This is a genomic window from Wandonia sp., assembly GCF_984588085.1.
The window spans coordinates 1-23,749 of the sequence record NZ_CFIGVI010000025.1 but is presented as its reverse complement, the minus strand read 5'-3'; the positions used below and the strand labels follow the sequence as shown (position 1 = coordinate 23,749).

General features: G+C 39.9%; 24 protein-coding genes. 10 read left to right on the top strand and 14 right to left on the bottom strand.

Annotation, left to right across the window (positions count from 1 at the left end):
• Positions 1 to 3: 3 nt before the first annotated feature.
• The 6 genes from AC4PL9_RS10355 to AC4PL9_RS10330 all read right to left on the bottom strand — a co-directional run bounded on the left by AC4PL9_RS10355 (position 4) and on the right by AC4PL9_RS10330 (position 5,144).
• Complete coding sequence (locus AC4PL9_RS10355; RefSeq protein WP_491604677.1) at positions 4 to 912, bottom strand: WD40 repeat domain-containing protein; 909 nt, start codon at positions 910 to 912, stop codon at positions 4 to 6.
• Between the two features lie 144 nt (positions 913 to 1,056).
• Positions 1,057 to 1,407 carry a 50S ribosomal protein L19 gene (gene rplS, locus AC4PL9_RS10350; protein ID WP_491604676.1) on the bottom strand — a complete coding sequence of 117 codons (351 nt, stop codon included), beginning with the start codon at positions 1,405 to 1,407 and terminating at the stop codon, positions 1,057 to 1,059.
• Between the two features lie 120 nt (positions 1,408 to 1,527).
• Positions 1,528 to 2,805, bottom strand: coding sequence for a serine hydroxymethyltransferase (glyA, locus tag AC4PL9_RS10345; RefSeq protein WP_491604675.1), 1,278 nt, complete (start codon positions 2,803 to 2,805; stop codon positions 1,528 to 1,530).
• 62 nt (positions 2,806 to 2,867) lie between these two features.
• Entirely contained in the window at positions 2,868 to 3,782 is a 915-nt protein-coding gene (locus AC4PL9_RS10340; protein WP_491604674.1) for an NAD-dependent epimerase/dehydratase family protein, read from the bottom strand.
• Between the two features lie 7 nt (positions 3,783 to 3,789).
• Positions 3,790 to 4,560, bottom strand: a complete 771-nt coding sequence (locus AC4PL9_RS10335) for a C40 family peptidase (RefSeq protein ID WP_491604673.1) — start codon at positions 4,558 to 4,560, stop codon at positions 3,790 to 3,792.
• Positions 4,557 to 5,144 carry a DinB family protein gene (locus tag AC4PL9_RS10330; protein WP_491604672.1) on the bottom strand — a complete coding sequence of 196 codons (588 nt, stop codon included), beginning with the start codon at positions 5,142 to 5,144 and terminating at the stop codon, positions 4,557 to 4,559. The genes AC4PL9_RS10335 and AC4PL9_RS10330 overlap by 4 nt, the downstream gene beginning before the upstream one ends.
• Before the next feature lie 205 nt (positions 5,145 to 5,349).
• Here AC4PL9_RS10330 and surE point away from each other — a divergent pair, with 205 nt between their 5' ends.
• Genes surE through AC4PL9_RS10305 form a run of 5 tightly spaced genes read left to right on the top strand, consistent with a single transcriptional unit; the run spans position 5,350 to position 9,034 of the window.
• Positions 5,350 to 6,141 (top strand): 5'/3'-nucleotidase SurE, encoded by a 792-nt coding sequence (gene surE / locus AC4PL9_RS10325; protein WP_491604671.1) that lies wholly within the window; start codon positions 5,350 to 5,352, stop codon positions 6,139 to 6,141.
• On the top strand, positions 6,138 to 6,449 hold the full coding sequence (locus tag AC4PL9_RS10320) for a hypothetical protein (RefSeq protein WP_491604670.1): 312 nt from the start codon (positions 6,138 to 6,140) through the stop codon (positions 6,447 to 6,449). Before surE ends, AC4PL9_RS10320 begins: the two co-directional genes overlap by 4 nt.
• Positions 6,449 to 7,576 carry a lipid-A-disaccharide synthase gene (gene lpxB, locus AC4PL9_RS10315; RefSeq protein ID WP_491604669.1) on the top strand — a complete coding sequence of 376 codons (1,128 nt, stop codon included), beginning with the start codon at positions 6,449 to 6,451 and terminating at the stop codon, positions 7,574 to 7,576. Before AC4PL9_RS10320 ends, lpxB begins: the two co-directional genes overlap by 1 nt.
• A gap of 35 nt (positions 7,577 to 7,611) precedes the next feature.
• Positions 7,612 to 8,793: a SpoIID/LytB domain-containing protein gene (locus AC4PL9_RS10310; protein ID WP_491604668.1), complete on the top strand. Its 1,182-nt coding sequence runs from the start codon at positions 7,612 to 7,614 to the stop codon at positions 8,791 to 8,793.
• Positions 8,794 to 8,806: 13 nt separating this feature from the next.
• On the top strand, positions 8,807 to 9,034 hold the full coding sequence (locus tag AC4PL9_RS10305) for a hypothetical protein (protein WP_491604667.1): 228 nt from the start codon (positions 8,807 to 8,809) through the stop codon (positions 9,032 to 9,034).
• A 39-nt stretch (positions 9,035 to 9,073) separates the two neighbouring features.
• Here the strand turns inward: AC4PL9_RS10305 and fahA are convergent, their stop codons facing one another.
• Positions 9,074 to 10,345, bottom strand: coding sequence for a fumarylacetoacetase (gene fahA, locus AC4PL9_RS10300; RefSeq protein WP_491604666.1), 1,272 nt, complete (start codon positions 10,343 to 10,345; stop codon positions 9,074 to 9,076).
• A gap of 204 nt (positions 10,346 to 10,549) precedes the next feature.
• Here fahA and AC4PL9_RS10295 point away from each other — a divergent pair, with 204 nt between their 5' ends.
• From AC4PL9_RS10295 to AC4PL9_RS10285, 3 genes are all read left to right on the top strand, one after another.
• The gene (locus AC4PL9_RS10295) at positions 10,550 to 11,449 is read left to right on the top strand and encodes a toxin-antitoxin system YwqK family antitoxin (protein WP_491604665.1); all 900 of its coding nucleotides are present in this window, start codon (positions 10,550 to 10,552) and stop codon (positions 11,447 to 11,449) included.
• A complete protein-coding gene (locus tag AC4PL9_RS10290) occupies positions 11,446 to 12,672 on the top strand; it encodes a hypothetical protein (protein ID WP_491604664.1) in 1,227 nt (408 codons plus the stop codon). Before AC4PL9_RS10295 ends, AC4PL9_RS10290 begins: the two co-directional genes overlap by 4 nt.
• Before the next feature lie 133 nt (positions 12,673 to 12,805).
• On the top strand, positions 12,806 to 13,009 hold the full coding sequence (locus AC4PL9_RS10285) for a hypothetical protein (protein WP_343785937.1): 204 nt from the start codon (positions 12,806 to 12,808) through the stop codon (positions 13,007 to 13,009).
• A gap of 58 nt (positions 13,010 to 13,067) precedes the next feature.
• Here AC4PL9_RS10285 and AC4PL9_RS10280 read toward each other — a convergent pair whose 3' ends face one another.
• The 5 genes from AC4PL9_RS10280 to AC4PL9_RS10260 form a co-directional block, all read right to left on the bottom strand.
• Entirely contained in the window at positions 13,068 to 16,166 is a 3,099-nt protein-coding gene (locus AC4PL9_RS10280; protein ID WP_491604663.1) for an efflux RND transporter permease subunit, read from the bottom strand.
• Positions 16,167 to 16,206: 40 nt separating this feature from the next.
• A complete protein-coding gene (locus AC4PL9_RS10275) occupies positions 16,207 to 17,313 on the bottom strand; it encodes an efflux RND transporter periplasmic adaptor subunit (RefSeq protein WP_491604662.1) in 1,107 nt (368 codons plus the stop codon).
• 12 nt (positions 17,314 to 17,325) lie between these two features.
• Positions 17,326 to 18,636: a TolC family protein gene (locus AC4PL9_RS10270; protein WP_491604661.1), complete on the bottom strand. Its 1,311-nt coding sequence runs from the start codon at positions 18,634 to 18,636 to the stop codon at positions 17,326 to 17,328.
• Between the two features lie 102 nt (positions 18,637 to 18,738).
• The gene (locus tag AC4PL9_RS10265; protein ID WP_491604660.1) at positions 18,739 to 19,533 is read right to left on the bottom strand and encodes a penicillin-insensitive murein endopeptidase; all 795 of its coding nucleotides are present in this window, start codon (positions 19,531 to 19,533) and stop codon (positions 18,739 to 18,741) included.
• Complete coding sequence (locus tag AC4PL9_RS10260) at positions 19,530 to 20,825, bottom strand: NAD(P)/FAD-dependent oxidoreductase (RefSeq protein ID WP_491604659.1); 1,296 nt, start codon at positions 20,823 to 20,825, stop codon at positions 19,530 to 19,532. Before AC4PL9_RS10260 ends, AC4PL9_RS10265 begins: the two co-directional genes overlap by 4 nt.
• Before the next feature lie 233 nt (positions 20,826 to 21,058).
• On the opposite strand from AC4PL9_RS10260, the gene AC4PL9_RS10255 reads away from it, so the two are divergent.
• On the top strand, positions 21,059 to 22,381 hold the full coding sequence (locus AC4PL9_RS10255) for a serine hydrolase domain-containing protein (RefSeq protein ID WP_491604658.1): 1,323 nt from the start codon (positions 21,059 to 21,061) through the stop codon (positions 22,379 to 22,381).
• 11 nt (positions 22,382 to 22,392) lie between these two features.
• Entirely contained in the window at positions 22,393 to 22,674 is a 282-nt protein-coding gene (locus AC4PL9_RS10250) for a GNAT family N-acetyltransferase (protein WP_491604657.1), read from the top strand.
• Between the two features lie 141 nt (positions 22,675 to 22,815).
• Here the strand turns inward: AC4PL9_RS10250 and AC4PL9_RS10245 are convergent, their stop codons facing one another.
• Both AC4PL9_RS10245 and AC4PL9_RS10240 read right to left on the bottom strand, forming a co-directional pair.
• Entirely contained in the window at positions 22,816 to 23,334 is a 519-nt protein-coding gene (locus tag AC4PL9_RS10245; protein ID WP_491604688.1) for an oxidoreductase, read from the bottom strand.
• Between the two features lie 19 nt (positions 23,335 to 23,353).
• Positions 23,354 to 23,488 (bottom strand): hypothetical protein, encoded by a 135-nt coding sequence (locus AC4PL9_RS10240; protein WP_491604656.1) that lies wholly within the window; start codon positions 23,486 to 23,488, stop codon positions 23,354 to 23,356.
• Positions 23,489 to 23,749 lie beyond the last annotated feature (261 nt).

Sequence of the window (23,749 nt, the reverse complement as noted above, 5' to 3'; positions counted from 1 at the left end):
CTTTTAGTGTACCCAATGTATAAGTCTACGGTCATCACTCGCGCTGAATAAACCGGATGGTGTCCATTTGATCTTATTAACGGAATGAGAATGTCCCCCTGTTTTTGCATCTAATTTCTGTAACACATGGTAGGAAGCAGTGTCCCATATTTTGATGGACTTATCACGACTTGCCGTGGCAAATGCTTTGCCGTCCGGCGAAAATGCTATTGCGTATACGGCGTAATTATGAGCGGGTAGAGCTTTTATCTTTTTGTTTTTATCCAGATCCCATATTCTCAGATATCCGTCTTTACCTCCTGACAGAAGGAGAGAAGAATTTCCGGGCATAACAGCGAGTGCATTTACTCCGTTTTCATGGGCATAAAAAGAGTTGATCTCATTATAAAAATCGGTTGTAAATATTCTGATTTTTCCGTCTTGCCCTCCGATGAAAAATTGTTCGTTGTCCGGAGAATAAACTAGCGATCTGATTTTTCCACATCCCAAAGGAAGGTAGGTAAGCATTTCCCAGCTTTTTGTGTTCCAAACGGCTATATTTCCATCAGCATCTCCTGTGATGAGTATCGATTTTTGAGGAATAAATAATTGACTAAAAAGTGCGGAGGTATGTTTTTTAAAGAATCTGATCTCCTTTTTGGAGTGGATATCAATAATATGTAAATCTCCGTTGTTTAACCCTATAGAGAGCTGGTCTTTTTCAATAAGTTTAATCGAGTATACAGGAAAGTCGGCTTTGATCGTAAAACCTTTTTGTGTGCCGGAGTGGAGATCCCATGTGGCAACAAAACAGTCTGCACTTGCGGTTATAACGGTATCATTTTCCGGAATAGCAAGATCATAAATAGCCATGCTGTGCTGGCGGATTTCCAGTTTCTTATGAAAGGGGGAAGTAGAGTCTGCTGTATTCATTGTTCTTTGTATGTCTTGTTACCTCCCGATAAGAGGATGAGGTTACAAAGTTAGGTAAATAGCAGTGAGTTTTTTGTGACACAAGCTACAAAAACAAAAAAAGCCCACCGTACGGTGAGCTCTTCACATATCGTGATATGCAATCTAGAATGATCGCTTTTCTTTAATACGAGCTGATTTACCAGTAAGTTCACGCAAGTAGAAAATACGTGCACGACGAACTGAACCGGATTTGTTCACTGCGATATTCTCCAAAAATGGAGAAGAAATAGGGAAAATACGCTCAACCCCGATATTTCCAGACATTTTACGTACTGTAAAAGTCTCTGAGGGACCTTGACCGCGTCGTTGTAAAACAACTCCCTGAAACTGCTGGATACGTTCTTTCGAACCTTCCTTAATTTTGTAAGAAACAGTAACTGTATCCCCAGCTTTGAATTTTGGGAATTCTTTTACTTCTACCAACTCGTTTTGTATCTCTCTAATGTAATCCATGACACTAATTTCTTTAACCTTTGCCGAAAATTCGGGCTGCAATATTACGAATAATTTCTGAATCAGCGAAAAAAAATAAAATATTTACAACTTTTTTTCTACTGTTACAGGTGTTGGGGTTTAAAACTGAAACAAAGGACGTTCTCTCATCAATGCATTTACATCTGCCTTAACATTTGCCAGCACAGAATCGTCATTGATATTTGTGATTACTTTGTCCATAAATTCAACAATAACCGGAATTTCATTTTCTATCACCCCCCGGGTTGTAATAGCGGGCGTACCGACACGTATACCACTGGTAACAAAAGGAGATTCTGTATCAAACGGAACCATGTTTTTATTGACCGTGATGTCTGCAAGCACAAGGCGGTTTTCAGCATCTTTACCAGTCACTCCTTTTGAACGGAGGTCAATCAGCATCGAATGGTTATCGGTACCGTCAGAAATGATTTTATATCCTTTTTTTACAAATTCATCTGCCATTACAGCTGCGTTGCGTTGCACCTGCTTCATGTAGACCGCATAACTTTCCGTAAGGGCTTCGCCAAAAGCAACTGCCTTTGCAGCAATTACGTGTTCAAGTGGTCCTCCCTGAGTTCCGGGGAATACAGCAGCATCCAGTAATGCTCCCATTGATTTCAAATTACCGTTGTTCCATTTGAGTCCGAACGGGTTTTCGAAATTATGGCGCATCATAATGATTCCACCACGTGGTCCGCGCAATGTTTTGTGCGTTGTTGATGTGACAATATGACAATGTTCCAGTGGGTCATTGAGTAATTTGGTCGCAATTAAACCGGCCGGGTGAGAAATATCTGCCAATACCAAAGCACCTATTTCGTCTGCTACTTTACGGATACGGACATAATCCCAGTCTCTACTATAAGCTGACGCTCCGCAAATAATCATTTTTGGTTTTTCCTTTCTTGCAGTCTCTTCCATCTGGTCGTAATCCACAAGTCCGGTTTCTTTGTCTACACCGTAGAAATACGGACGGTAGAGTTTTCCTGAAAAGTTGACAGGAGAACCGTGTGTAAGGTGACCACCATGTGAAAGATCAAAACCAAGAATCTTGTCACCGGGTTGTAAACAGGCAAGCATAACTGCTGAATTAGCCTGAGCACCCGAGTGAGGCTGAACATTTGCCCATGTCGCACCAAATAGCTCTTTAAGACGGTCGATAGCCAGTTGTTCCACCTGATCTACTATTTCACAACCTCCGTAATAACGTTTTCCCGGAAGTCCTTCAGCGTATTTGTTGGTAAGAACGGAGCCCATAGCTTTCATTACCTCTTCACTCACGAAATTTTCCGAAGCAATTAACTCTACTCCGTGCAGTTGACGTTGTCTTTCTTTTTCGATCAAATCGAAAATTACCTGATCTCTGTGCGACATAGTTTTAAGTTATTTCTGTTCTAATGAGCCACAAATGTAGAAGTATTCTATTCCGAAACCATCTAAAAGGTCGAATAAATTTTTGTAAGTCCTTCCTGCAAATTGGTATCAGGTTTATACCCTGTGAGTTTTACAAGTTTTTCCGATGAGCCAACACGTCTCTCTACTTCATAATCGTATCGCTTTTTCGGAGCATCAATGTATTTAATTTCCGAAGATGAGTCCGTTATTTTCAGAATGATCTCGGCAAGATCCTCAATACACCATTCGTGTTCATTGGCAATGTTGACAATATGTGTTCCTTTTACCTGCATCAATCGAACGCAGGCCTCAATTGTATCATCGATGTACGTGAAGTCACGAGTCTGTTTACCGGTACCGAATACGGTGATCGGATCATTTTTAACCGCTTGTTCGAAGAATCGTGGAACCACCATCCTGTTATCCTGATTGTGCCCATATACATTGAAAAAACGCAAGGAAATGGAATCCAGACCTTTTTCTTCGTGATGCGAAGCCAGATAAATTTCATTGTATCGTTTCGCCATCGCGTAGGATGTTCGTGGGTCTACAAGTACCTCCTCGGTTAAAGCCGATTCAATAGCCGAGTGTCCGTATATCCCAGAGGTGGATGCATACATAATCTTTTTTACTCCGTTTGCTTCGGCAGCTGTAACAATATTGCGTGTACCAATGACTTCAACGTCCATGGTTTCAACGGGGTTGTCAGCGACGACATCTACTCCGAGAACGGCAGCAAAGTGAAAGATCATATCACATCCGGAAACCGTTTTGTTTACCAGTTCAGTGTCACGTACATCTCCTTTAACAAATTCTATTTTAGAGAAGGTGTCTTTGTCGATCTTGTTTCCACGAAGGAGATTGTCTAGTACGACAACCTGATGTCCGTCATCGACAAGTCTTTTTGTCAGGTTGCTCCCAATAAATCCAGCTCCTCCGGTAATTAGTATTTTCATAGTGTTCTTATTTGAAATAGCGACGTATTAGCGTCAGGTTGTGTGTATATTTGTTTAGATCTTTCCGAAAAATACCGGACTGATCGAATTGGTCTTCCCTAACTTTTCCGCTGGCATGCAGAATGGTTCCTGTTCCGGTTAAAATACCAACGTGTATGATTTTCCCATTTGCGTTGTGAAAGAAAGCAAGGTCTCCTGGTTTTATGTCAGTAAAATCTACAGTTTCTCCTTGTGTAGCTTGCTGCGAAGCATCCCGCAACAAATCTACTCCCATAAAAGCAAAGACGATTTGTGTGTATCCCGAGCAGTCAATCCCTGTAACACTTCTACCGCCCCACAGATAAGGGGTGTTGAGATAGCCCATGGCTGTTTCGATGCTATTGGTATTTCGGGCGAGTTCCTTAGGAAAATGAAGAACCTCGTATGATCGGGTTCCCAATCGGAATCCCGATTCCGGAGAGGAGGAAGGAAGGAGCGCGCCTCTGAAGATCCATTCCGGACCGTCCGGAGATCGTAACTGGATACAGTGTTGCGTCAATCGTGTTTTTGGAAGAGTCTTCCAATGCATGTATTCCGGTTCGGACAGGTATTCAATTTGTTTCGTATCCATGTAGCCCTCATATCCATCATGCTGGCAACGAATTTTTACCCAGGGATTACCGTCAGATATACGTTCAATCGCTTCTCCAAATAACAATTGGGTAACAATTTCAGCCGTGTCCGAATCACTTGCGCGAACCGGAGCTGCGGCAACCTGTATAAGCCCGAACTTTTTCATTTTAAGGGGAATCCTCTGTGTTTTGTTAGATTAATGGCCTGGTAAAGATGTCTTTCATTATGAAAGACAACATACTGAAGACAATCTCCCAAACGTAATTTAACCATCTTCGATATGGATGTTGGGATTTTTACTTTTCGTAAATCAACTTGTCCTGATTGCTCGAGAATGACCAACATTTCTTCCTGAGAATTTATAAACTCGGCAACTTCATTTTCCAGAAGTTCTTTGTCAAATGTGTCCGGGTTATATTCTTTCTGAGCTCTGAATTTACGTTTAACATTTTTTGCATTTCCTAGTTTCATTGATTTCCAGGCAGATCGACCCAAAGGTGAAGACACAAAAATATCTCTTGGTTCTCTGAACTTTGTTTTTTCAATCCTGCTGCGAAGCGCCGGGTGATAGTAACCTGAAAAAGCATTGAGGTGAGCAAATATCTGGTTGATGCTCCAGGTTTCAGGATTGGGTTTCCAGTTCAGTTGTTTCTCACTAAGTCGGACAAGTGATTTTGAAGCTTTGGAGATCATCTCTCTCGTAAGTCCGGATAAGTCATTCAAAAGAACTGTCGCCTGCGTATTTTTCATGGTTTTATAAACTAAACTTCCTGCTGTATCAATTGTCTACGCTGAAAATTGAATTGTTAAACTGAAAATTATGTGTTCAAAGATAGGACGTATAGCTATTAAATCAAATCATTTATAAATGAAATTACATTTTTTTTTCGGCTGCGATTTACGTCTGTAATTTGATTCCGTGGTTTCGCTTAAAAATAGTTACTTTCGCAGGAGAATGAATTCAGATAACAGCATGGAAAATCAGCGTCCGCTTATTTTGGTAACTAATGATGATGGAATAACAGCAAAGGGAATACGGTCTTTAGTTGAGGCGGTTCAGCCATTCGGAGAAATTCTGGTAGTGGCACCTGACAAGCCTCAATCAGGAATGGGGCACGCAATATCCGTACATGATCCGCTTCGTTTGAAGAAGTCGTCGGTTTTTCAGGGGATTGAGGCTTATGCAAGCTCTGGTACTCCGGTAGATTGTGTCAAACTGGCAATTTGTGAATTATTGAAGAACCGTAAACCAGACTTGTTGGTTTCCGGGATTAATCATGGAGATAACAGTTCTACGAATGTTTTGTACTCAGGAACCATGTCTGCTGCCGTGGAAGGAGCAATGGAGGATATTCCTTCTGTAGGGTTTTCACTTCAGGATTTTGCAGCAGATGCGGATTTTACAGCGAGTCAGTTTGTTGTGAAGCAAGTGGTGGAAAAGTGTCTTTCTTCCGAGTTCCCGCATCATGTTTGTCTGAATGTGAATATTCCGAAGGTAGACGAAAAAGAACTAAAAGGGATTAAGATATGCCGTCAGGCAAGAGCTTACTGGCGGGATTCTTTTGACAAGAGAACTGATCAATTCGGGAATCCATACTATTGGTTGACAGGTGAGTTTGAGAATTTTGACAACGGAGAGGATACAGATGTCTTTGCCTTAAACAACGGATATGCTTCGATTGTTCCTACTCAGTTTGATATGACCGCATATCACGTGATGTCGGATTTTAATAACTGGAAATTATGAAACCCTATACGTCAAATAAAAATAGAGGGATAGGATGGGGCATCCTTTTGGGGATTACTTCTCCCTGGGTAATAATGCCTGCATTTATTTTTTTCTATTCCAGATTAGAATCATTGCCGTTTGGTCGGTTGTGGTACAATTTTTTTCATTTAAATACGACGATGAGTCGCATACTTTCTCTTTGTATGATTGCTAATCTGGTGTGGTTTTATTTGTTTCTGAATAAGGAAAGGTATGGAATTGCGCGTGGTGTAATTCTGGGTACACTGGCTTATTTCCCTCTATTCATTTACCTGATTTATTTTTAATGAAGTTATACGTAATAGCAGGTGAGGCTTCGGGTGATTTACATGGGAGTAATCTTATGAAAGCTCTGAAAGTACAACGTCCGGATATTGAGTTCCGGTTTTGGGGTGGTGACCGGATGAAAGAAGTAGCCGGTGAACCGGTAAAACACATCAGAGATCTTGCCTTTATGGGGTTTGTTGAGGTGTTATTGAATCTGCGAACTATTCTGGGGAATATATCTTTTTGCAAAAAGGATATTGAAGATTTTCGTCCGGACGCTCTCATTTTGATTGATTACCCTGGATTTAATATGCGGATTGCAGAATGGGCCAAGAAAGAAGGTATCCAGGTGCTCTATTACATTTCTCCCCAGATTTGGGCATGGAAGCAGGGACGTGTTCACAAAATTAAAAAGGTTGTCGATAAAATGTTCTGTATCCTTCCTTTCGAAAAGGACTTTTACGCCCGATTTGATGTAGATGTGGATTTTGTCGGTCATCCGTTGCTTGATGCGATTACTGATTTTAGAAAAAACACCTTTGATAAAACGCAATTTTTGCAAGAAACAGGTTTGTCTGATAAGCCTGTTATAGCGGTTCTTCCGGGAAGTCGTAAACAAGAGATTTCTGTTAAACTTCCCATCATGTTGGAAGGAGTGAAAAGTTTCTCGGATTATCAGGTAGTGATTGCAGGTGCTCCGGCAATTGAGGCTTCTTTTTATGAGTCGTTTATAAAAAACGATAAAGACGTCTCTATTGTGTTTAACAGTACGTACGAACTACTTTCTGTTGCTGAAGGAGCTGTTGTGACAAGTGGGACTGCAACGTTGGAAACGGCTTTGTTCAGAGTCCCGGAAGTTGTTTGCTACAAAGGATCGGTTGTTTCTTATCACATCGCTCGAAGATTAATTAAAGTAGCCTATATTTCATTGGTTAATCTGATTATGGACAGAGAAGTTGTGCGGGAGTTGATTCAGCAGGATTGTACACCGAAAAACATAGAAAACGAACTGAAAGGATTGATCAAAGGCGGTGAGAAAAGAGAGAAACTTCTGCAAGATTATGACAGATTGATTGAGAAGTTAGGAGGAGGTGGAGCTAGTGAAGAAACGGCTTCAAGGATGTTGAAAATTATTGAAGAACGGTAAGGTTTTTGCCGGTACATACTGTAAATTTGTGTGTTATGCGTGCATTTCTGTTGATAATCATGGTGTTGTTGTCCCTGGGACTAAATGCTCAGAATGTTCGTATTGGAATTCTTCGGAACACAAACTGTTCCCGTGTCCTTTTTTCTTATTTTGAAGGAAGTTACCTGATTTATGGTGATGGAAATTCGTTTGGTGCAATTTTACCTACGGAGTCGGTTTCTGTGCAGGTTATTCCCGGAGGAAAAGTAAAGTTAAATAAAGGTGTTGTATTGATTGGAGAGTTCAATAAAGTCGAATTAAAGGCAACGGGGTCTAATCATGCACTGCGTATTAAGAGCCTATCGCCTTCTCTGAAAGAGCGAAAGCACGATGATGATTTTTCTATAGTAGCTTCAGGAAATAAACTGACTATAGTAAATCATGTTTCCATGACAGACTATCTGGCGGGCGTTGTTGAGTCGGAAGGAGGTGGAGGACGTGCAGAAGAGTATTACAAGGTCCAGGCGATTATGAGTCGAACGTATGCTGTGAAGTATAGTACACGACACCGAAAGGAAGGTTTTGATTTGTGTGATCAGGTGCATTGTCAGGCGTATCATAACCGTTTAACCTATACTCCCGAAATTTACAAAGCAGTAGAAGAAACGACTAATCTGGTTATGGAAGATGAAAACAAAAAGCTGGTTGACGGCTTTTTTCATGCCAATTGCGGGGGACAAACCAGTGAGCCTCAGTTTGTCTGGAATGAAGCCATTCCTTACCTGAAGTCATTCAGGGATACGTTTTGTATTCATACGCGGCAGGCTACCTGGGAAAAACGGATTCCAAAAAAAGATTGGAGAGCGTATCTTGTAGCGCAGTTTGCTTATCCGGAAAATGATTCTTTATACAAGGAAAAATTGTACCGGTTTGCGCAACCGGAAAGACTGGCCTTTTTTCACGGTCCTGAGTTAGGGATTCCACTGCGGGATATTCGAACAAAGTTTAATTTGAAATCAACTTTTTTTAGTTGTTTTCCTGAAGGTGATGAGGTGGTTCTGAAAGGAAGGGGATTTGGTCATGGAGTAGGGCTTTGTCAGGAAGGAGCGATGCGCATGGCAAAAGCTGGTTTTTCTGCAGCGCAAATACTGAAATTTTATTTTCCCGGAGTAGTGATTCGGGAACGGAATGATAATTCATATTATGAACAACCGGAAAAGTCACCGTTTGACTTTTAAATTATAGTTGATTATGAGGTTAGCAATTGTGTTTATGTTTTTTGCATTAATGGGAGTAATGATTCTGTTGTTTTTTCAGCAGGGAAAAATGAATGGACTTCAGGAAGAACTGGAGACAGAAAAACGTCTGTTTGATGCCCGTTATGGAGAAATTGTCCGATTGAAAGACAAGATCGGAGAATACCAGGATTCCTGTTTCATCTATCGAAATGAAATTAAAAAACTAAAAAAAGGGGAATAATTATTATTCCCCTTTTTTTTATCCTGATCCGGCTAATTTCTATTTTGCCGGAAGTAATTTCGTAGAAACTTCTCCGAATCCGATTCTGACACCATCAGCCTGACAATAACCACGCATGATAACTGTATCTCCGTCATTGATGAACTTTCGTTCACTACCGTCATTCATGGCAACTGGTTTTGTTCCTTTCCAGGCCAGCTCTAACATAGAACCGTATGAATCAGGCGTAGGACCTGAAATGGTTCCGGATCCCATCATATCCCCCCGGCGAATATTACATCCGTTTACAGTGTGGTGTGCAAGTTGCTGCGCCATCGTCCAGTACATGTATTTGAAGTTGGAGTTGCAAATTACTGTTTCAGCGGCGTTCTCAGGCTGAATAGCAACCTGTAAAGCGATATCATATGATTTTTTTCCTTCGTATTTCAGGTAGTCCAAAACTTCGGGGGCTTGCGCCGGTCCCTCTACTTTGTAAGGTTCCAATGCGTCCATAGTAACAATCCAGGGAGAAATTGATGAAGCAAAGTTCTTTGCCAGAAATGGTCCTAAAGGAACATATTCCCATTGTTGAATATCTCTTGCTGACCAGTCATTAAACAAACACATACCAAAGATGTAGTTTTCAGCTTCTTCAGTGGAAATTGAATCACCAAGAGGTTTTCCATCAAATGTAATGAATGCCATTTCTAATTCGAAATCAACTCGTTGAGAAGGTCCGAAAACCGGATTTTTTTCCGGATCGGGTTTGGTCTGTCCTTTAGGACGATGAACAGGAACCCCCGAAGGAATAATAGAAGACGAACGACCGTGATAACCTACAGGTAGCCATAGCCAGTTGGGGAGTAATGCATTATTAGGATCGCGGAACATGGTTCCTACATTAGTAGCATGTTCTCTGCTTGAGTAAAAGTCTGTATAATCACCTACTTCGATTGGAAGAAGCATTTTAACTTTATCTGCATCAATAAGCACCTGCGAAACATGATGGTCATTCTTTTTCAGATCTGTGTGCGTTGAGTCAAAAAGCTTGGAAATACGATTCCGTAAATCACTTGTTGCTTTTTTCCCATGTCGCATCAGGTTATTTAAAGAAAAGGTATCAAAATCCTCTGCCGAGAAGGGAAGGTTTTCGAAATAACCCAATACAAATAAGCTCTTCAGGTCAATTATGGAATCCCCGATGCGTGATCCCACGCGCGGACTCAGTGTATCTGTTTTAAATACCCCGAAAGGAATATTCTGAATCGGAAAATCTGAATTTTCAGGAACATCAATCCAGGAAGTTAATTGCGGGTCATTGGCTCGTATCATATTTTTTCTATTTAACTGTTCAAAAAATGTGTGATTACAAATATAATTATTTGCAGGTAATCTATGAGTTTGGGAAATGTATCGTTGTATCGTGTTATCAGGTTATTTTTGAGTTGATGACGGGAAGTAGAGTGACTTTTAATTTTTATAATTGCATTTCAATCTTAACTTTGACGTGATTAAACGGTTATACAGATCAACAGAATGAATACAAAGGTTCTATTTCTCGTTATTTTATGCTTCCAACTGTTACATACAGCCGAGGGGTTTGCTCAGAAGATTCCGGATATTTCGAATTTCAGAAGTATCAGAAATAATGGTGAGTTCTTTCAGTTTCATGTACTTGACAGGGACAAAAAAGAACCGAAAAAATTTGATAAAGAAAAGAGATATTTCTGGTATAAATCCCAGGAAGTCATGAGCACACAAGGTGGTGCCGGCGGTCAATTACTACACGGTGTGTACGAGCAGTTTTATTCGAACAAACAATTGGCGGCCCGAGGTTCTTTTTCCAGAGGGTTAAAACATGGAAAATGGACCTACTGGTATGAAAACGGGGCATTAAGAAAAATAGAGGAGTTCTCCAAAGGAGAAAGTAAAGGGCGTCTGGAGGTATTTGATACGCTGGGTAAACTTGAAAAACAGATAGAGTTCAAAGGGAATAAAAAAATTATTCAGGATTCTGTATCTGAACAGGTATTGGATCGTAACGGAGCGGTTATATACAGTCAGGTAAAAGCAGAAGACGGTAGTATTGTTACAGAACGGTTTAAAGAGGGTGAGCTGCATGGAAAACGTATTATTGTTCATAAGGACGGAACAAAGGTAGTACAACACTACAAACAAGGTAAACTGCATGGAAAACAGATAAGTGAAGAAGGAACAGTTGAGTTTTATAAGAAGGGACAAAAGACGGATCGAAAACCGTTTTCAATGAAAGAGTGGTTCAGAAAGAAAGAAAAGAAAGAAGAAAGGAAGGAAAAAGATAAGGAGAGCAAGAAAAAGAAGCGGGGGGAAAAAGAAAAGCAACCGAAACGAACGAAAGAGGACAAGCCCAAAAATAAAAAGAGTCAAAAGCCCGAAAAAAAAGAGAAAAAGAAATGATTCGGGCTTCGGCAATGACGTATGCTGTGTTGTTGATGCTATTCGTAGCGTTATTTTGTTTTGCTATTATCATGATTGCTTCCGGGAGCCGATGGTTAATAACCACTCAGCAAAATAAGGAACAGGTACTCACCAATTTATATTCGGGGTTAAGTTACGGACTGGCGAATCCTTCTGAAGGTACTGACCAGGTTCTAATGGGGCAGGACACGGTTTCCATTACCAACAAACCCTGGGGAATTTTTCGGATTATTTCAGTAACATCCGGAAGAAATAATTATTCCCGAACCAAATCATTTCTCATCGGAAGTCGACTGGATAACACTACCGCCTTATATCTGGCCGATACAGATCAGCCACTAAAAGTAACCGGTACGACAAAAATCAGGGGAAATATTTTCCTGCCAAAGCGTGGTATAGAGCGTGCTTATGTGGAAGGTAAAAACTTTAAGGGAGATAAATTATATTACGGGAATAAAGAGACTTCAGAAAGGTATTTACCTGAGTTGTCAGATGTCATAGCTCAAATTGATGTGCGTGATTTTTTTAGAGAATATGACTTTGATTTGATGTACCAAATTCCGGATGATACCATAGTTGAGTTTACAAATAATACCGTTTTATACGAGTCTGTCAATCCAATACATTTGGAAAATATTAATGTTTCCGGAAATATGATTTTCAGTTCTTCCGACTCAATTTTTGTGGGGAAATCAGCGAAACTGGATAATGTTCTGTTGATAGCGCCTGTTATCCGGATCGAAAAAGGATTTTCAGGTAGTTTACAACTATACGCAACAGAAAGAGTGGAGATTGAAGAACAAGTGGACTTACATTTTCCTTCATCCGTTTATCTACAGGACAGAGATGACGCCAGAAGAAGAGTATTTGAAGCAGCAGTCAATATATCGGCTAAAGCACGTGTAAATGGTAGTATTCTGATTACTTCCACCTCTCCGGATTACCGGAATCCTGTTAAAATCAGGATAGATGAGGATGCAGTCGTTGCCGGGATGGTTTATAACGAAGGAGAAACCCAACTGAACGGATCGGTTTTGGGCACGCTTTATACGAAACGTTTTTTCTTAAAGACAAAAAGTTCTTCCTACGTTAATCATATTATTGACGGTACCATTGACCGGACGATATTACCGGATTTCTTTGTCGTTCAAAACTGGTTGAAATCGGATAGAAGTAAACGGGTTGTGTTAAAGGGATTGTAATAACTTTCTTCTTTTTTTCAGTTGAAAACTGCATTTACGTTAATAGGTTATTTTTTTAAAAAATGTTAATTATTATGCTGATGTGCATAATAATTGGTATACTGAATGGAGTTAAACGTAAAAAAACAAGGTTATGAAAAAGGTACTTATTTTAGTAGTGGTGGGAGGATTTCTTGTTTCATGTAAAAAAGACTGGGCGTGCGAGTGCGAAGCCGGTTCATTGACATATACAGAAACAATTGAGAACAAAACCTTAAAAGAAGCTCAGGAGCAGTGCGATGATAGTGGAAGTGTTCTTGGAGTTGATTATTCATGTGAAGTGAATGTCTTTGAATAAAAGTAAAATTACTGAATAGTTATTGCAACCCTGCCTGATTTCAGACAGGGTTGTTTTTTTATTTGCTTTTCTCCTCTTTCCGGTACACCATGTAGTATACCTGAGGAAGAACGGTAAGTGATAATAGCATACAAACAATCAGACCACCTACAATCATTATCGCTAATGGCTTCTGAATTTCAGATCCCATGCCGGAAGACAAGGCAGCAGGGAGTAACCCTGTTGATCCCATCAGGGCAATCATTACAATAGGACGAATTCGACTGTAAACAGCTTTGGAAATAGCATCCTTTAGAGGAACACGTCTGTCCAGATGTTGTCGAATGTTTCCGATGAGTACAATTCCGTCAATCGTGGCAACTCCGAATAGAATAATAAATCCGATTCCTGCGGAAATACCGAAGGTCGTTCCTGTAATCCACAGCGATAGATAACCACCGATAAAGGCAAAAGGAAGGACAAGAAAAGAAACCAGTGTGTCTTTTCTGTTACCATTAAAATTCAACCATAGCAGGAACATAATTAGGAGTAAGGATACGGGAACAATCATGGCAAGTTGTTGTGTTGCCCTTTCCTTGGATTCAAATTCTCCGGCCCATTCCATTTTGTTAGCTTCCGGGAGCTGGACATCCTGAGCAACTTTTGCTTTTGCTTCAGTAATAGTGCTTCCCAGATCACGTCCTTCTATACTAAATCCAACGGCAATATAGCGACTACTCCCTTCTCTGTATATGAATGTAGGTCCGGTTATGTACTCAATCGTTGCTATTTCTTTGAGTGGAATCTTACGATTGTCTTTCGTAGGAATGAGGATTTCCCCGATTTTTGTTTCATCATCTCTATACTCCTTAGAAAAGCGTAACCGAACGTCAAATACCCGTTCGTTTTCATAGAAATGCGTAGCGGCTCGCCCTCCGATGGTCATTTCTACAACTGCCTGTGCATCGGATATATCAACACCATAGCGGGCAAGTTTGTGATCGTGTAGCTTGATGCGCAACTCCGGTAAACCGATATTTCTGTAGACGTTCAAATCCTCTATTCCAGGAATATCTTTAATTGCATCAGCTACCTGCCCGGCATATTCTTCCAGTTCAAAGAGGTCTTCCCCGAATATTTTAATAACAAGTGAGCTTTTGACCCCTGCTACATATTCTTCAACGTTATCCTGTATGGGTTGGCTGAAACCGAATACAATTCCCGGATACTGTTGCAGCGTTTTTCGCATTTCTTCAATAAGATCGTCTTTTCCGATTTTTCTGTCCCATTCATTTTCCGGATACAATTGAATATGAAACTCAATATTAAAGAATCCGGTTGGATCCGTCCCGTCATTCGGACGACCGACCTGGTTGAGTACAAATTTCACCTCTTCAAATTTGCGGAGATCAGTTTTCATTTCCCGGGCCAGTCGCTGTGATTCTTCAATATTAACGCTGTTCGGTAATGTAGCCCGGATGTAAATAGCTCCTTCATTTAGTTTCGGAAGAAATTCGGAACCGTGATGCATAAAGCCGAAAATACAAATGAAAAGAAGCCCTATAAAACTGAGTATTGTCGCTTTTTTATGCTTGTTGGTATAGAGATAAAGCTTAAAGAGACCATTGCGAAATGTTCGCGTGATAAGGTTATCTTTCTCGACAATGTTTTTTGTTAAGAGAACTTTACACATGGCGGGTACATAGGTCAGACTGAGAATGAGAGAACCCAGTAACGCAAACCCAAGCGTATAGGCCAGGGGAGTGAACATTTTTCCTTCCACCTTTTGGAACGAAAAAATGGGGAGTAGCGCGATAATAAGAATTAACAGGGCAAAAAAGATATAGGAAGCAACACTACCGGCACTTTTTTTTATAATACCGGACTTCGAAATGCGGTTAAAGCGTTCCATTCCCAGTTGATGCGCTCTTTTTTCCAGTCCTACAAAGACAACCTCCGATACGACCAGAGCTCCCTCAAGCAGAAGCCCGAAGTCCAGAGACCCCATAGAGATGAGGTTGGCAGGCATTCCCATAATGCGAAGCATGACTATTGCAAATAAAAAAGCAAGGGGAATTACTGAAGCTACAATCACGGTCAGTCGCCAGTTGTAGAGAAAGATAAATACAATGATGGAAACGAGAATGATTCCCTCGATCAGATTCTTTGTTACCGTACTTACAGTCGTGTTTACAAGTTCCGTTCTATCTATAAAAGGCTCAATTTTCACATCCTTGGGAAGAATACGATCATTCAGATCTTCAATTTTCTCTTTTAGCCGTTCAATAACATCTCCTGGGTTTTCTCCCCTGAGCATAATAACGATTCCCTCAACCAGATCTTCTTCATCCTGAAGACCAACAACCCCCAATCGTGGTTTAGCGGAAAGCTTTACTTCGGCAACGTGTTTTACCAGTATAGGTGTTGTACCCCTTACTTCAATCAGAATATTCTCAATATCCTCAATACTCTCCAGTAATCCGACACCGCGAACCACATACGCCTGGTCTCCGCGTTCAATAACATCTCCTCCGACATTGATATTACTTTTTGAAACCGCTTCAAATACTTCCAGAGGAGAAAGATCATAATTAAGAAGTTCGGTGGGATTAATTTTTATTTCATAGATTTTTTCTTCTCCTCCGAAGCTGACCACATCAGCAACTCCCGGGACGGATACCAATTCACGCTCAATTACCCAGTCATGGAGGGCGGCAAGCTCCTTCACCGGGCGTTTACTTTTGAGTACATACCGGAATATTTCGCCTGTGGCTCCATAGGGAGGTTCTATTTCAGGATCTGTTCCTTCGGGAAGCTCTATTCCCTGTAAACGGTTTGCAGCATATTGTTGTGCATAAAAGTCGTCCACATCTTCATCAAAAATTACTGTTACCACGGATAACCCGAATAGTGAAATCGAGCGCACTTCCGACTTTTTCGGGATAGTGTTCATTTGTTTCATTATAGGAAGCGTAACAAATTTCTCAACTTCCTCAGCACTTCTTCCCGGCCATTGGGTAATAATACGAGCCCTTGTGTTTGTAACATCAGGAAATGCTTCTATCGGAGTATGAATGTAGCTGTAAATCCCTGCAATAAGTAATAGTGCAGTAAAGAAAAACACAATGACAGAATTTTTCAGGGAAAAGGCTACTATGCGTTGGACAAACTTTTGCATATCAGTAATTGAAAGTTAACGACCGGGTGTGGAAATGAAATTACCGATCCATAAAATTTTTGAGTTGCTCGTATAGTAACAACTGGTTTTTAGAGAGAACTTTTTCGTGTTCAAGAACACCTTCCGAAATAAAACTCGTTCCGTTGTTTTTAGAGAGTAGGGCAATTTCTCGTATCTCCAGTTCGCAATCTGATTTGTAAATGACTACGTAGTTTTTGTTGTCATCAAAAACAATAGACTGTGTGGGGATACTCACGGCTTCTTTTTCCAACTGCCTGATAGCAATTATGTCAACAGGCATGCCGGGTTTTAATTTTAACTCAGGATTCGGTAAAATAATACGCGCTTTCAGAACGCGTGCTTCATTGTCATATACTTGTGAAATAGCATTAACCTCGCCGTTAAAAACCTCGCCCGGGTAGGATAGGGTTCTGATCTCGACAGGAATTCCGGTTTCAATACTCTGTACATTTGTTGCATATACGTTAGCCATTACCCATACTTCACTCAAATCAGAAATGGTAAATAAAGGTTCCGATTCTGCTGATATCTGGGTTCCTGAGGCAATTGATTTGGCAGTGATAATTCCCGATACAGGAGCCTTAATTTGAAAAACGTTTTTTTCAGGACTGGCACTGAAGAGATTTAAGTTTGCCTTCACTTTTTCTCTCTCGGATTTCAAAATATCCAGTTCACTTTGCGCTTCCAGCAGTTCTTTTTGTGACGAGATTCCATCACTATACATCGATTGTGTGGCCTCCAGTTTTTGTTGTGCAACACGAATAAGAGCTTCCAGATTTTTTTGTTCAGCCTGCAAACTGCTTAATTCGGGACTTCGCAACTCGGCCAGAACTTGTCCTTTCTTTACTTCGTCACCTAATGAAAAGGAAGTGTTCGTAATGATACCTCCCACCAGACTGACAAAGTGAATGACTTGATCCGGGTTGGATTCTACAGATCCGGTCAGATGAAGTCCTTCGGTAACCTGTTCTTTCTGAGCCTCCGAAAATTCTGATTTTTTCTTCATAGACGCATTCAGACAGAATGGTTTCCTGTGAGATGGTGTCAACTCGGTTTTTTCATTTCCACAACCTGTAAGGACAATAGCCGAGAGAATTATAGAGTATATTATTTTTTTACGTTTCATGTGATTTGTTTTTTATTTCACAAGGTCTTTTCCGAGAACATAGTTGAGTTCTTCCGTTTTTTCGTGGAGTTCTTTTCCGGTTTCAAAAATGATTTGTTTGTTTTCCAGATAACTATCTAAAAAATCAAGGTATTCGAGAAGACTGATATTGCGATTCGAAAAATTTTGAGTGTACCCGGTAAGCAGGTCATCGAGTATTGTCTCAAAACCGGGGTCAATTGTATTGGTAAATTCAACGGTATTCATAAGGTTGCGATAACAAAGAATGATTTCATTTTCTATTGTGTTATTGAGGTGTCTGAATTGAATTGCAGCGATTTCCCTTCCGAATTCTGCCTGTCTGATGTTTCCCTGATTCCGGTTAAAAAAAGGAAGGTCGACAGATAGCCCGAAACCGATGAAGTTATACATGAAGTTTCCTCCTCTGTCGTATCCTCCTTTTAATGTGATGTCAGGCATACGTTGTGCACGTTCATAGGTATATAGTTTGTCCTGAAAAGTAATTTCAAGCTCGGCAAGTTTTAAATCCGGTCGATAGTTTTGCGCTTCTTCCAATAGTGATGAAGCATTTACACTCTGATAAATTTCAGTATCTACAAAAAATCCTTCCGGAGTGAGTTGTAAAGTGACATCAGGAGGCAGATGCATCAACACCTTTAACTCGGTTTGTACTTCGTTAATGATAGAGTTTATCGTGTGAATTTCTCTGGAGATTTCCAGCTCAAGCGCTTTTAAACGAATGTATTCTCCTTTAGGGAGATGACCTTGTTCAACCTGATGTTGATACGCCTTTGTAAGCTGACGTATAGAGGATAATTGTCTACTATACGTGTTTTTGAGTAATTCCTGATACTGGAGCTGTGTAAGTTGTTTACGGAATTCCAGTTTCAGGTTACGGATAACATCTTCAAAATACTGTCTGCTTTTGTCTACATTAACCTGCTCCAGTGCGACGAGTTTTTTGCGTTTCCCCGCGGTCTTTATAACCTGTTCCAGAGAGATACTAATTTGTTGATTTCTTCCAAAGTTTCCCGCTAACGGTGGAAGCTCATCTCCAAAATAACTAAGGTTATTAGTTCCTTTTTGTGAGGTCCATAAATTGATTTCATCCAACTCAAGTGTTGGGTTTGGCCATAATTTTGCCTGTATCACCTGCGCTTCGGACTGAGATATCTCTAGCTGTTGAGCCAAAAGTGTAAGGTTCTCTTTTAGTAGAATAGCCTCACATTGCTCACGATTAAGTCGCAGTGTATCCTGTGCATGTACAACTGAAAAGGAAAAAAGTAGAATGAACAGAAATCGTATGTGATAAGGTATTGCCATTTTCTTCGCTTCTATGCGGCGAAGGTCAGAATGGTAACCTTAAAAAGACCTTAATACGAATAAAATTTTGCTTAAGTAATCCCTGAAAAAAGTGAACGTGACTCAGATTTTCTGGAAATCAATATGATAATGATCATCGTGGAGATTATTAATGAGAGGAGTTAAACTCTTCACGATATAAATAGAGCTGTTTTTTAGTTTTTGTCCGTGACTGGTTTTGAACAGCTCATCTTTAAGAGAAACTTTAATAATCACTTTTTGAATTTTGTACCCCAACTTGTTTGCATTTTTATTTAGCGCAAGAATATGTTCAGCTACAAGGTCAAAATCAATTTTTATACTAGTATCTTCTATATATTCACCCTGATCGTTAAATTCCAGTAAATAATGACTTTTCCCTAATGAATCCAGTGTATAACAGGGAAGTCCGTTTTTGAGTTTTGGCATCATAAAATCGACACTCAGACCATTTTGGTGCGTTCGATGAGGAAAAATTTCTCCACCCTCTTTTCGGGACAATTCCATCAAAAAGAACTTCCGGTTCGGATGGATTTCTAAAAGATCGGCATAAGAATCAAGAATAATAGAGTAGATTTTTTCATGAGTAAAAGCACGGGAAGCCAGATAACTATCTTTATCAAAGTAGGTGTAATTTTCACCATAGAAAGGAATTAGTTTTCCATGTTTAAGCTTTCCTTCTGCAACCGTCCCTATACTTTCACTTGCTTCTTTTGGTGTGTGATGATTTGTAAAAAACTCCATGATTTCAAGTGAGTCCGGGTTGAGACTCTCTTTATTATTGGAAATTTCAGTAAGGGGCGTATTGGAGTTGTTCTGCTTGAAACAAGAGAGAATAAACAGGGAGAAAAGTGTCAGTAGAATACTTGAATTTATCATGTGTTTTGGTCTGTTTGATGGTCGTTATTGATCTTTTTCTCCGAAGATTTGATAATTAACCGTAAGGAAGGATCGTATGTAAAGTACTGCCAAACCCAGTTCACAAAAATAAAGAGGCGATTTTTTACACCAACAATAGACATCAGGTGCACAGCCATCCAGATAAACCACGCAATGAATCCTGAAAATTTCATTTTTTTTATTTCTGCTGTAGCTTTATTTCTACCTACCGTAGCCATACTGCCTTTATCAACATAATGGAACGCCTTAAGAAGCTTATTGGATTGAATTCGTATCAGGTTATCAGCAAGTAGTTCGGCTTGCTGAATGGCTGCCGGAGCTACCTGAGGGTGTCCTTTCGGAAATTTTTCGGAACTCATTAATGCGATGTCACCTATGGCAAAAATGTTCCCCATTCCCTTCACCCGGTTAAAAGTGTCAACCAAAATTCGTTCATTAGGAGCATATACTTCCTGCGGTAATCCTGGAAGTCGACTGCCTTTTACTCCGGCAGCCCAGATCAGACAATTGCTGGTAAGCGTTTGATCATTACTCAGGTGTGCATGTTCCCCGTCATAGTCTTTTACCGCCGTATTTAACCATACGTTTACGCCTAGTTCTTCTAGATATTCAAAGACGGTGCCTCCTGATTTGGAAGACATTCCCCCTAGTAATTTGGGACCGGCTTCAATCAGGTAAATATTCATCTCCTGAAAATCGATCTCGGGGTAATCTTTAGGAAGTATTTTTAGCTTCATTTCAGCAACCGCTCCAGCCAGTTCAACGCCTGTCGGTCCTCCGCCAACAATCACAACATTTAATAACGCACTTCTCTTTTCCTTGTCGGTTTCGTTGAGTGCTTTTTCATAATTCATCAGTAGAGTGTTTCTCAGAAGCAGTGCTTCTGAGACTGATTTCATAGAAAAAGCATTACTTTCTACCTGTTCATTACTAAAGAAATTGGTGGTGGCACCATAAGCTAATATTAAATAATCGTACGAAATACTACCTATGGTTGTTTCCACCGTCTGGTTATCTTTATCAACAGCAGTAACCTCTGCTACACGGATCGAAACATTGGAGTATTTCTGAAAGATCTTCCTGAGAGGGAAACTGATACTGCTCGGCTCCAAACCACAGGTGGATACCTGATAAAGTAGAGGTTGAAACTGATGGTAGTTGTTTTTATCGAGTAAAATAACCTGAAAGAATTTAGGGGAAAGTTTTTTTGCTAATCGCAGACCTGCAAATCCTGCTCCTACGATAACCACTTTCTTTTTCGACGTGTCCATTTTGACAGAAATTGTACTGTAAATATAAAAATATGCGGGAGTCCAACAGGATATTTTGCATAGAAAAAAGAGAAATTTAGCATTCTTTAACGGCACAGAAATGAAACCTGTCGAAAAGGACTTGTTAATTGCTTGTAAATATGAAAATTGTATATTAGTGTTCCTGTTCTGCAAAATGCAAAAAGGATCTGTTTCCTCAGAATTTTTTAGATAAACTACAAACGATAAGAAGAATGAGAGCTTTACAAGTACTTTTTACAACCTGTTTTTTGTTAACTGGATATTCGGTGATCTCCCAGGAGTTGAACACAACAAAACTGGACAGCTATTTTGATGCTTTGGAGGAGAATAATAAGTTTATGGGAAGTGTTGCCGTTTCCAGAGGAGGGGAATTGATTTATAAACGAACGGTAGGATATTCGGACGTAGAAAGTTCTGTAAAAGCAAATGAAAATACAAAGTACAGAATTGGCTCTATAACAAAAACATTTACGACGGTACTGGTCTTTAAAGCTATTGAGGAAGGGAAGTTAAAATTGGATCAGACAATCAAATCTTTCTTTCCTGAAGTAAAACATGCAGATAAAATAACGATTGAAAACCTGTTAAACCACCGAAGCGGAATCCATAGTTTTACAAATGATAAGTCATATTTAGAGTGGAGCACGGAATCCCGATCCAGAAAGGAACTGTTAAAGATCATTGTTGACGGAGGAAGTGATTTTGCTCCGGACACTAAAGCTGAGTATAGTAATTCCAATTTTGTGCTTCTGACTTATATTCTGGAAGATATATACGGGCGTTCGTATAGTGCGTTGGTCAAAGAGTATATCGCAGATCCTTTGCAGCTAAAACAAACCTATGTCGGAGAAGAATTGGATACTTCCAAAGGGGAGAGTAAATCGTATTGGTACAAAAGAGGTTGGGAGCTTGCTTCTGTGACAGACATGACTGTTCCTGTTGGAGCAGGAGCGATTGTTTCGACACCGGCAGATCTTGTCGCATTTAGTGATGCTCTTTTTGCAGGTAAATTGGTAAATCAGGAAAGCCTGAAACAAATGATGTCCGTGAAAGATGGATTTGGAATGGGGTTATTTACCGTTCCTTTTGGCGAAAGAACAGGATACAGTCATACCGGGGGGATTGATGGATTCGGTTCCATTTTCTCCTATTTCCCGGAAGAGAAGGTTTCTTTTGCAATGGTCTATAATGGCCTTAATTATGAGTTCAATGCTATTTCCATAGCTGTGTTAAGTGCGGTGTTTGACCAACCCTACGATATTCCGGAGTTTACAATATATGATATTAGCTCTGTTGACTTAGATATGTATACCGGAGTGTATGCATCGGAGCAGATTCCTTTAAAAATTACGGTTTTGAAAGAAGATCAGGGATTGATAGCACAGGCTACCGGTCAATCAGCGTTTCCTTTAGAGCCTGTAGATGAACATATCTTTTCATTTGACCCGGCAGGAGTTGTTCTGGAGTTTAATCCCGGAGAAAAAACAGCTGTATTAAAACAACGGGGTATGGAGTTTCAATTTTCAAAAGAATAAAAGAGATAATTATGGAAATAAAGCAGTTTGACAGGGAGAATAAAGGATTTTTTAAGGCGGAAGAAGAGGGTAAGGAAGCAGGAAGAATGACTTACTCCTGGGCCGGAAAAGAGAAAATAATCATTGATCATACAGAAGTAAACCCCGAATTTAAAGGGAAGAGTGTTGGAAAGAAAATGGTTACGAAGGCGGTAAAATTTGCCCGGGAAAATCAAGTGAAAATTACTCCGCTTTGTCCATTTGCGAAAAGCGTATTTGATAAAACAGAAGAAATTAGGGATGTACTTGCCTGACAAAATTTAAATGTAGAAGAAATTGACCTTGAATTCAAATACTATAGTACTTTTTTTAGTTGGTTTTTTTCTCGGCTTACTTTTATTTAAGTTGTTTATGGGGAAGAAAAGACCTGAGAAATAAGGGGGAGTTTAAAATGATCATTCCGTAATTGGGCGGGAGATAGTTAGTCTTTGAGGCTGACACCTACTTTCATAGGGGTTGTACATGGTAATCTTACCCAAAATAGGAAAGTCAACTCCGACTTCTTTTCGGACGTATTCCAGTACCTGTAAAGGAAATCGCATTCTGTTTTCAATACAACCGTCATATTTATCCTTACGTTTATTGGTAAGCGGACTGAGTAAATATCCGTGACCAAAGTGAATTTCGACAGCATAAAACTCTGTGTTTTTTAGTATATCGGTAGCACGGGAAAAGTTTGTAGAAACCTTCCTCATTATGTTTTTGTTCCTGCTGAACACTCCGCAGTAGGCAATTTGTCCCGATAGTTTGGTTCCGTGTTTGTGAACTGTATCTGCCAGTTTCTTTAATTGTGGATGGATTTCTTCCCAGATATACATATAGTGTTCCATCATTCTTCCATCAGGTTCAGGAGAACAATAAGCTAATGCGGTCATCCCAACTCCTCCCGAAGCAAAACTCTCATGAAATTCAATACACCTGTCACTAATCGTATTAGCTGTATCCAGCCAGCATGGACTCGAAAGTAGCCGCTTTAACGATCCTGTTCTGTAAGGTAACTCCGTTTAATTTTGCTTCAGTTACAAGTTTGTTTAATCCATCGGTATGACCCGAAAGAAGATTGTCCATAGAGTAAAAGTACAATTTATTACAGATAGTCTCACCAAACCCTTATAAATAAAGGTGGTGTTGCAATTTATTGATAATCTGATGTTTATTTTTGTTTCGAGCTTTATTTTGCTGTAAGATATTTTTATATTTGCCCCACTACAATAAAAGAAAAATGAAAAAATTATTACTACTTTCCTGTAGCTCTATAGTCAGTGTTGGACTTATGGCTCAGTTTAATTTAACGCCTCAAAACTGGACGATCCCTGTTGTCGAGGATTA

Bases quoted from the DNA above. Each gene is read 5' to 3' on its own strand.
- AC4PL9_RS10355 (WP_491604677.1), bottom strand. From the start codon at position 912: ATGAATACAGCAGACTCTACTTCCCCCTTTCATAAGAAACTGGAAATC.
- rplS (WP_491604676.1), bottom strand. From the start codon at position 1,407: ATGGATTACATTAGAGAGATACAAAACGAGTTGGTAGAAGTAAAAGAA.
- glyA (WP_491604675.1), bottom strand. From the start codon at position 2,805: ATGTCGCACAGAGATCAGGTAATTTTCGATTTGATCGAAAAAGAAAGA.
- AC4PL9_RS10340 (WP_491604674.1), bottom strand. From the start codon at position 3,782: ATGAAAATACTAATTACCGGAGGAGCTGGATTTATTGGGAGCAACCTG.
- AC4PL9_RS10335 (WP_491604673.1), bottom strand. From the start codon at position 4,560: ATGAAAAAGTTCGGGCTTATACAGGTTGCCGCAGCTCCGGTTCGCGCA.
- AC4PL9_RS10330 (WP_491604672.1), bottom strand. From the start codon at position 5,144: ATGAAAAATACGCAGGCGACAGTTCTTTTGAATGACTTATCCGGACTT.
- surE (WP_491604671.1), top strand. From the start codon at position 5,350: ATGAATTCAGATAACAGCATGGAAAATCAGCGTCCGCTTATTTTGGTA.
- AC4PL9_RS10320 (WP_491604670.1), top strand. From the start codon at position 6,138: ATGAAACCCTATACGTCAAATAAAAATAGAGGGATAGGATGGGGCATC.
- lpxB (WP_491604669.1), top strand. From the start codon at position 6,449: ATGAAGTTATACGTAATAGCAGGTGAGGCTTCGGGTGATTTACATGGG.
- AC4PL9_RS10310 (WP_491604668.1), top strand. From the start codon at position 7,612: ATGCGTGCATTTCTGTTGATAATCATGGTGTTGTTGTCCCTGGGACTA.
- AC4PL9_RS10305 (WP_491604667.1), top strand. From the start codon at position 8,807: ATGAGGTTAGCAATTGTGTTTATGTTTTTTGCATTAATGGGAGTAATG.
- fahA (WP_491604666.1), bottom strand. From the start codon at position 10,345: ATGATACGAGCCAATGACCCGCAATTAACTTCCTGGATTGATGTTCCT.
- AC4PL9_RS10295 (WP_491604665.1), top strand. From the start codon at position 10,550: ATGAATACAAAGGTTCTATTTCTCGTTATTTTATGCTTCCAACTGTTA.
- AC4PL9_RS10290 (WP_491604664.1), top strand. From the start codon at position 11,446: ATGATTCGGGCTTCGGCAATGACGTATGCTGTGTTGTTGATGCTATTC.
- AC4PL9_RS10285 (WP_343785937.1), top strand. From the start codon at position 12,806: ATGAAAAAGGTACTTATTTTAGTAGTGGTGGGAGGATTTCTTGTTTCA.
- AC4PL9_RS10280 (WP_491604663.1), bottom strand. From the start codon at position 16,166: ATGCAAAAGTTTGTCCAACGCATAGTAGCCTTTTCCCTGAAAAATTCT.
- AC4PL9_RS10275 (WP_491604662.1), bottom strand. From the start codon at position 17,313: ATGAAACGTAAAAAAATAATATACTCTATAATTCTCTCGGCTATTGTC.
- AC4PL9_RS10270 (WP_491604661.1), bottom strand. From the start codon at position 18,636: ATGGCAATACCTTATCACATACGATTTCTGTTCATTCTACTTTTTTCC.
- AC4PL9_RS10265 (WP_491604660.1), bottom strand. From the start codon at position 19,533: ATGATAAATTCAAGTATTCTACTGACACTTTTCTCCCTGTTTATTCTC.
- AC4PL9_RS10260 (WP_491604659.1), bottom strand. From the start codon at position 20,825: ATGGACACGTCGAAAAAGAAAGTGGTTATCGTAGGAGCAGGATTTGCA.
- AC4PL9_RS10255 (WP_491604658.1), top strand. From the start codon at position 21,059: ATGAGAGCTTTACAAGTACTTTTTACAACCTGTTTTTTGTTAACTGGA.
- AC4PL9_RS10250 (WP_491604657.1), top strand. From the start codon at position 22,393: ATGGAAATAAAGCAGTTTGACAGGGAGAATAAAGGATTTTTTAAGGCG.
- AC4PL9_RS10240 (WP_491604656.1), bottom strand. From the start codon at position 23,488: ATGGACAATCTTCTTTCGGGTCATACCGATGGATTAAACAAACTTGTA.